The following is a 6,538-nucleotide window of genomic DNA, read 5'->3' on the forward strand; positions in this document are numbered from 1 at the left end:
AAAAGGCCGCGCGAACTGATCGCGCGGCCTTTTCCGTGTCTTGATGTTGCAGTCTGCGTCAGGTCGCGGCGGCGGCCGGTTGAGCGCGCAGGCCTTCAGCGATGCTGCGATTGATCGAGATCAGCGTGTTCAGCTTTTCCGGCTGCGGATCGATCAGGATGTCCATTGTGTGGCGGAAAATGAACACGCCAAGCGTCGCGATGTTGTCCTTGATCGGCTGCGGCAGCGGGTTTTCCGGATTGGTGACCGAAGTCACCAGAATGGTCCAGAGCTTGCGGTTGTAGGTCAAGGCCTCGTCCTTCTCCGCGAAGGGGGTCTCCTCCCACTCGTCCTTGACAAGCTGCAGTCTAGCGGCCGCCTTCATCAGGATCGTCGCTTCCAGTTCCCGCGGAGAAACGGCGACCTGGCTCGTTTTCTGATAAGCCTGTGCTGCCTGCTTGTACATGACTGATAAGCGTCCTCTCGTACTCGATAAGCTTCTTTGCTTCCTTCAGAGCCTTGTAGAAGGCACCTCCCAGGATCGAGTTACTCACCTTTGTAACATAAGGAATGGTACTCGGCGCTGCCCGGATAATGTCGTTGACCAGTGTAAAGTAGTCGTCCTTAATTTTTTCTATATCTGCCGAAAGATACATCAGCTGCACAGCGAGATAAATCCGCTTTGCGGGCGTATCTGCCGTTGCGGGAGTCAGGATGTCCTTTTCGCGGAGGATTGGCGCCTGACCTTCTATGAAGAGCCGGGTGCGCTGATTGTCATTGGTAATGACGCTGTCGCCAACGATGATCCTCTCGCCTGGCTTCAACTCTACCTTGAGCGCCATGACCAGCCCTCCACAGTGCAGTTTGGTTCACAACCATTAACCAAATGGTTAACGACGCCCATGCGATCTTTAACGTTTCGACGTATTCCCATCAGCCGAACAGGCTGAGCACGCTCTGGTCCGCCTGGTTGGCGAGCGAGAGGGCGGTGGAGGACAGCTGCTGCCGGGTCTGGAGCGCCAGCATGTTCGCGCCTTCCTGATTCATGTCGGCGATGGTGAGAGCGCCTGCTCCGACTTCCAGAGTGTTGATCAGTTGCTGTGTGAACTTCTGACGGACCTCAACGGTCGACAAGGTGGTGCCGAAGGACGACGCAGAAGACCGAAGTGTCGCCAGGGCCGAATTGATGGCCTGCAAGGTTCGCTCGATATCGGTGTCGTCCTTGAAGTCTGAGTCGGTCGCGGTCAGCTTCACAGTCCCGTCTGTTGTCGCGAGCGCTGCAATATTGAAGTCCGGGTTGGAACTCTTGATATCGAAAGACACATCTCCGATCAGACTGACCGTTCCTCCTGAGAACCCTGCCTTCAAACCTTTTACGCCATTGATCAGCTTCACCATGTCTTCCACAGTGGTGCTTGAGCTCACCTCGAGCCGGGCGGCCTCGAAGCCATTTCCATCGACGATCTTGAGCACGTCGCCAACCTGATAGCTGCCGGAACTGATCAGCTGCGCGGATGCTGTCAATTGGGCAGCTGTCAGGGTCGTTGTTCCGGTGGCTATGCCGCCGTTCGTTGCGGTGCCGCCACCTGTGGCGTCCTTTGCGATCGTGACGTTTACGCCAACACCGGATGTCACTGTAATTGCGTCCGTGCCTTCGTCGAAGGTCGCCTTGATGCCGCCGACGCTGTTCAGCGCATTGACGTAGTCCTGGACTGTCTTGATCTCGCCTGCGGCGGAGCCAACAGTGAACGTCTTCGTCGTGACACCATCGGAGACCGAGATGATGTTGCCATCTGCCCAGGCACCAAGTTCTGTCAGGTCGGAAGAGGCTTGCAGGCCCGTCAGGCTGAGGGTTCCGGTCGCGGAACTGAGCGAGAAAGATGACGTAGCGCCTGCGCCGGTTGCCAGGTCATTGAGTGCGAGGCCCTCCTCCAGAGAGGTGTCCGTGAAGTCGACGGGCATCACCTTGAGGTTTGAGGTGCTGTCCTCGTTGAAGATGACCGTAAGTTCGTTGCCAGCCCCAGCCAAAAGGTTCTTGCCCTTGTAGCTGGCATCCCGCGCCATGTCTTCGATCTGTTCCATTACGGCGTTGTAGCGCTCGGCATAGATCTTGCGCTCATATTCGCTTTGGGTCTGAAGAGCCTGGTTGGCAATGGCCTTGGCAGATTCCACCAGCTTGGTGATCGATGTGATGCCGTTGTCGGCTGCCTTGATGGTCTGGACGGCCTGTCCCATGCTGTCGAGCAGGTTGTTCAGATCCTTGGCCCGGTCATTGAGGCCGGCAGCCGTAAAAAACGAGTTCGGATTGTCGAGGGCGCTGTTGACCTTCAATCCTGTGGCCAGACGGTTCTGCGTCGTGGACATCAGATTGGCGGTATTCTTGAGCGAGAGCAGGTTCTCCCGGACGGCGCTGGACAGGACAATGTCGCTCATGGCGTGCTCACCGATCTCTACAAATGTGGTCCACTAACAAACCACTGACGATGTTCTGACCTTATTTCTTAATGAAAAGTAAATGCGCTGTGTACCTGTTAACGGTTTGGTGAGCGAAGTTACCAAATGGTTTCTTTTATCCGATTGAAAAATATCGAGAAAATTTGAGTGGGGAGAACCGGGGCTCAATGGTCGAAATAAAAAAGGCGGGGCTTTCGCCCCGCCTTCGCAGTGAGTGTCAGGTTGTGAGTCGTGCGACTGATTCTTAGAACAGCGACAGCACCGTCTGGTCCGCCTGCGAGGCGAAGGACAAAGATGTCGATCCCAGCTGCTGCCGGGTCTGCAGGGCCAGAAGGTTCGCACCTTCCTGGTTGGTGTCGGCGAGGGTCAGCTTGCCGGCGCCTTCCTGCAGCGTGTTGATCATCTTCTTCGTGTAGTCCTGACGGATTTCCACGGTCGACAGGTTGGTGCCGAACTCGGACGCCTGCGAGCGCAGGTTCGAGAGGGCGTTGTTCAACCTGTCGACAACCTTGTTGATCGCCTCGTCAGTGGCAAAGCCGGATTCCTGCTGCGCTATAACGTTCACGCCATCCGTATCTGCCGTGAAAGTTGAGGCATTGAAGTCGGCGTTGTCGCTCTTCAGCGTCAGCGAGACATCGCTCTCGATGGTGACCTTGCCGGTGCCGGTGTTGAAGGAGGCATTGACGCCGTTGAAGTCCTTGATGAAGTCAACGAGATCTTCAACCGTCGTGTTCTTGCCGACTTCCAGCGAGCCCAGTTCGTAGCCGTTGCCGTCTTCCAGGGTCAGTGTGTCACCGACGTTGAACGAGCCGGAGTTGACGAGGAGCTGCGACGTGGCGGTGTAGTTGGCTGCGGTGAGAGAGGCCAGGTCAGCCGGTGCCGGTGTTGCTGCGCCCCCGTCGGTGTTGCGCAGGAAGACGTCATCGTTCGAGGTGATGCTGAGCGTGCCGGTCTTTTCATCGAACTCGGCGCGGACGCCGGCGGCCTTGTTGATCTCGTCGACGACATTCTGCACGGTCGTGCCCGCACCGATGGTGATGGCTGCGGTGCCGGAGACCAGAGCGCCGCCGCCGGAGGCAGCCGTGCGCAGCTGAAGCACGTCGCCCAGCTCAAGGCTGGTGGCGTCCGAGATCAGCGAGCCGGAGGTCAGGGTGTTGCCGGAGGTGTTGGTAAAGGTGAGCGTGGCCTTGCCGCCTTCCAGCTGCAGCGAGGAGGCGCCGCCCTTGGCTTGCTTCAGGTCGGTCAGGTTGAGCCCGGCCGACAGGGTCGTGTCGGTGTAATCGACGGCCGAGACGGTCAGCTTGGAGGTGTTGTCCTCGTTGAAGATCGCCGTGAGATCGTTGCCTTCGCCGCCCAGAAGGTTCTTGCCCTTGTAGGACGAATCCTTCGCAACGTCCTCGATCTGCTTCAGCAGATCGTTGTACTGCTTGGCGTACTGGGCGCGCTCGTACTGGCTCTGGGTCTGCAGGGCCTGGTTGCCTTTGGCCTTTGCGGTCTCGACCAGCTTGGTGATCGAGGTGATGCCCTGATCGGCTGCCTTCATCGTCTGCACCACCTGGCCCATGTCGTCGAGCAGGCTGCTGAGATCATTCGCACGGAAATTGAGGCCCGATGCGGTGAAGAAGGAGTTCGGATTGTCGAGGGCTGAGTTGACCTTCTTGCCGGTTGCGAGGCGGTTCTGAACACCGGACATCAGGTCGGCGGTGGTCTGGAGCGTCAGCAGGTTCTGCCGTACGGCAGCCGACAGGGTAATATCGGACATTACTAATCCCTTTCCTGGGGCAGATACTGGTACCGCTCTTCCTGAGCGGGTTGGCCCTGATCATCTTTAGTTAACCTTAATCAAGGGTTAACGATGCCGGGCTCCTGTTTACCATTTCTGCACACAGGTTACTGAAACCCTCTGAATTCGTTGCGTTATGCAAAATGAGCGTGGCGAGTTTGGATAAAAATTTTACGTCACAGGCCAACTTGCAACAGAAGACTGTCTACCGGGCCCGGCGAGGGCAGGGGGCCATGTTCGCGCAAATGCAAAAGGCGGGGCTTTCGCCCCGCCTTCGCGGTGAGTGTCAGGTTGTGAGTCGTGCGACTGATTCTTAGAACAGCGACAGCACCGTCTGGTCCGCCTGCGAGGCGAAGGACAAGGATGTCGATCCCAGCTGCTGCCGGGTCTGCAGGGCCAGAAGGTTCGCACCTTCCTGGTTGGTGTCGGCGAGGGTCAGCTTGCCGGCGCCTTCCTGCAGCGTGTTGATCATCTTCTTCGTGTAGTCCTGACGGATTTCCACGGTCGACAGGTTGGTGCCGAACTCGGACGCCTGCGAGCGCAGGTTCGAGAGGGCGTTGTTCAACCTGTCGACAACCTTGTTGATCGCCTCGTCAGTGGCAAAGCCGGATTCCTGCTGCGCTATAACGTTCACGCCATCCGTATCTGCCGTGAAAGTTGAGGCATTGAAGTCGGCGTTGTCGCTCTTCAGCGTCAGCGAGACATCGCTCTCGATGGTGACCTTGCCGGTGCCGGTGTTGAAGGAGGCATTGACGCCGTTGAAGTCCTTGATGAAGTCAACGAGATCTTCAACCGACGTGTTCTTGCCGACTTCCAGCGAGCCCAGTTCGTAGCCGTTGCCGTCTTCCAGGGTCAGTGTGTCACCGACGTTGAACGAGCCGGAGTTGACGAGGAGCTGCGACGTGGCGGTGTAGTTGGCTGCGGTGAGAGAGGCCAGGTCAGCCGGTGCCGGTGTTGCTGCGCCCCCGTCGGTGTTGCGCAGGAAGACGTCATCGTTCGAGGTGATGCTGAGCGTGCCGGTCTTTTCATCGAACTCGGCGCGGACGCCGGCGCCCTTGTTGATCTCGTCGACGACATTCTGCACGGTCGTGCCCGCACCGATGGTGATGGCTGCGGTGCCGGAGACCAGAGCGCCGCCGCCGGAGGCAGCCGTGCGCAGCTGAAGCACATCATTGACTTCAAGGGCGGTGGAGTCAGAGATCAAAGATCCGGACGTCAGGGTGTTGCCGGAGCCGTTGGTGAAGGTGATCGTGGCCTTGCCGCCCTCCAGCTGCAGCGAGGAGGCGCCGCCCTTGGCTTCCTTCAGGTCGGTCAGGTTGAGCCCGGCCGACAGGGTCGTGTCGGTGTAGTCGACGGCCTGCACGGTCAGCTTGGAGGTGTTGTCCTCGTTGAAGATGGCCGTGAGATCGTTGCCTTCGCCGCCCAGAAGGTTCTTGCCCTTGTAGGACGAATCCTTCGCAACGTCCTCGATCTGCTTCAGCAGGTCGTTGTACTGCTTGGCGTACTGGGCGCGCTCGTACTGGCTCTGGGTCTGCAGGGCCTGGTTGCCTTTGGCCTTTGCGGTCTCGACCAGCTTGGTGATCGAGGTGATGCCCTGATCGGCTGCCTTCATCGTCTGCACCACCTGGCCCATGTCGTCGAGCAGGGTGCCGAGGTCCTTGGCGCGGTTGCTGAGACCCGACGCTGTGAAGAAGGAGTTCGGATTGTCGAGGGCTGAGTTGACCTTCTTGCCGGTTGCCAGCTTGTTCTGGACGCCAGACATCAGGTCTGCGGTGGTCTGCAACGTCAGCAGGTTCTGCCGTACGGCAGCTGACAGGGTAATATCAGTCATTACTAGTCCCTTTCCTGGGTCCATCACGTGCCGCCGCTCTTCCTGAGCGGGTATGGAGCAATCATGATTTGGTAACCCTAATCAAAGGTAAACGTCTGAAATTTTAAGGTTAATCAAACGTAAACCTGAAAATTGAAAGCTTTGACGGATAGGGAGGGGCTTTAGTAAAAGATTAACCCTGCGGCGTCTGTCGCAAGGGTAAGGGCTGAAACGCAAAGCGGCGGGCCGAGGGCCCGCCGCTTGCGTTGTCTTTTGTGTCGTGTGGATCAGAACAGACGCAGCACGTTCTGGTCGGCCTGCGAAGCCAGCGACAGGGCCGTGGAGGCCAGGGACTGCTGGGTCTGCAGGGCCAGGAGGTTTGCACCTTCCTGGTTGGTGTCGGCGAGGGTGAGCTTGCCGGCGCCTTCTTCCAGGGTGTTGATCATCGCCTTGGTGAAGTCCTGGCGGTTCTGCACGATCGACAGGTTGGTACCGAAGGTCGAGGCCTGGGC

Annotated in this window: 6 protein-coding genes; all 6 read right to left on the reverse strand. The window is 58.3% G+C overall.

Annotation, left to right across the window (positions count from 1 at the left end):
- Positions 1-58 precede the first annotated feature (58 nt).
- Positions 59-445 carry a flagellar biosynthesis regulator FlaF gene (flaF, locus tag ACTIFE_RS13945; RefSeq protein ID WP_439529764.1) on the reverse strand — a complete coding sequence of 129 codons (387 nt, stop codon included), beginning with the start codon at positions 443-445 and terminating at the stop codon, positions 59-61.
- On the reverse strand, positions 348-821 hold the full coding sequence (flbT, locus tag ACTIFE_RS13950; RefSeq protein WP_439529765.1) for a flagellar biosynthesis repressor FlbT: 474 nt from the start codon (positions 819-821) through the stop codon (positions 348-350). Before flbT ends, flaF begins: the two co-directional genes overlap by 98 nt.
- Before the next feature lie 91 nt (positions 822-912).
- Positions 913-2,412: a flagellin N-terminal helical domain-containing protein gene (locus ACTIFE_RS13955; protein ID WP_439529766.1), complete on the reverse strand. Its 1,500-nt coding sequence runs from the start codon at positions 2,410-2,412 to the stop codon at positions 913-915.
- Between the two features lie 265 nt (positions 2,413-2,677).
- Complete coding sequence (locus ACTIFE_RS13960) at positions 2,678-4,195, reverse strand: flagellin N-terminal helical domain-containing protein (protein ID WP_439529767.1); 1,518 nt, start codon at positions 4,193-4,195, stop codon at positions 2,678-2,680.
- A 334-nt stretch (positions 4,196-4,529) separates the two neighbouring features.
- Positions 4,530-6,047, reverse strand: coding sequence for a flagellin N-terminal helical domain-containing protein (locus ACTIFE_RS13965; RefSeq protein ID WP_439529768.1), 1,518 nt, complete (start codon positions 6,045-6,047; stop codon positions 4,530-4,532).
- A 266-nt stretch (positions 6,048-6,313) separates the two neighbouring features.
- Positions 6,314-6,538 (reverse strand): flagellin (locus tag ACTIFE_RS13970; RefSeq protein WP_439529769.1); only part of this gene is annotated, 225 nt, incomplete at its 5' end.

This window comes from Pannonibacter sp., assembly GCF_051860505.1.
In the GTDB taxonomy this organism is placed as follows: domain Bacteria; phylum Pseudomonadota; class Alphaproteobacteria; order Rhizobiales; family Stappiaceae; genus Pannonibacter.

Coding starts and splice junctions, on each gene's coding strand:
- flbT (WP_439529765.1), bottom strand. CDS start 821: ATGGCGCTCAAGGTAGAGTTGAAGCCAGGCGAGAGGATCATCGTTGGC.
- ACTIFE_RS13955 (WP_439529766.1), bottom strand. CDS start 2,412: ATGAGCGACATTGTCCTGTCCAGCGCCGTCCGGGAGAACCTGCTCTCG.
- flaF (WP_439529764.1), bottom strand. CDS start 445: ATGTACAAGCAGGCAGCACAGGCTTATCAGAAAACGAGCCAGGTCGCC.
- ACTIFE_RS13965 (WP_439529768.1), bottom strand. CDS start 6,047: ATGACTGATATTACCCTGTCAGCTGCCGTACGGCAGAACCTGCTGACG.
- ACTIFE_RS13960 (WP_439529767.1), bottom strand. CDS start 4,195: ATGTCCGATATTACCCTGTCGGCTGCCGTACGGCAGAACCTGCTGACG.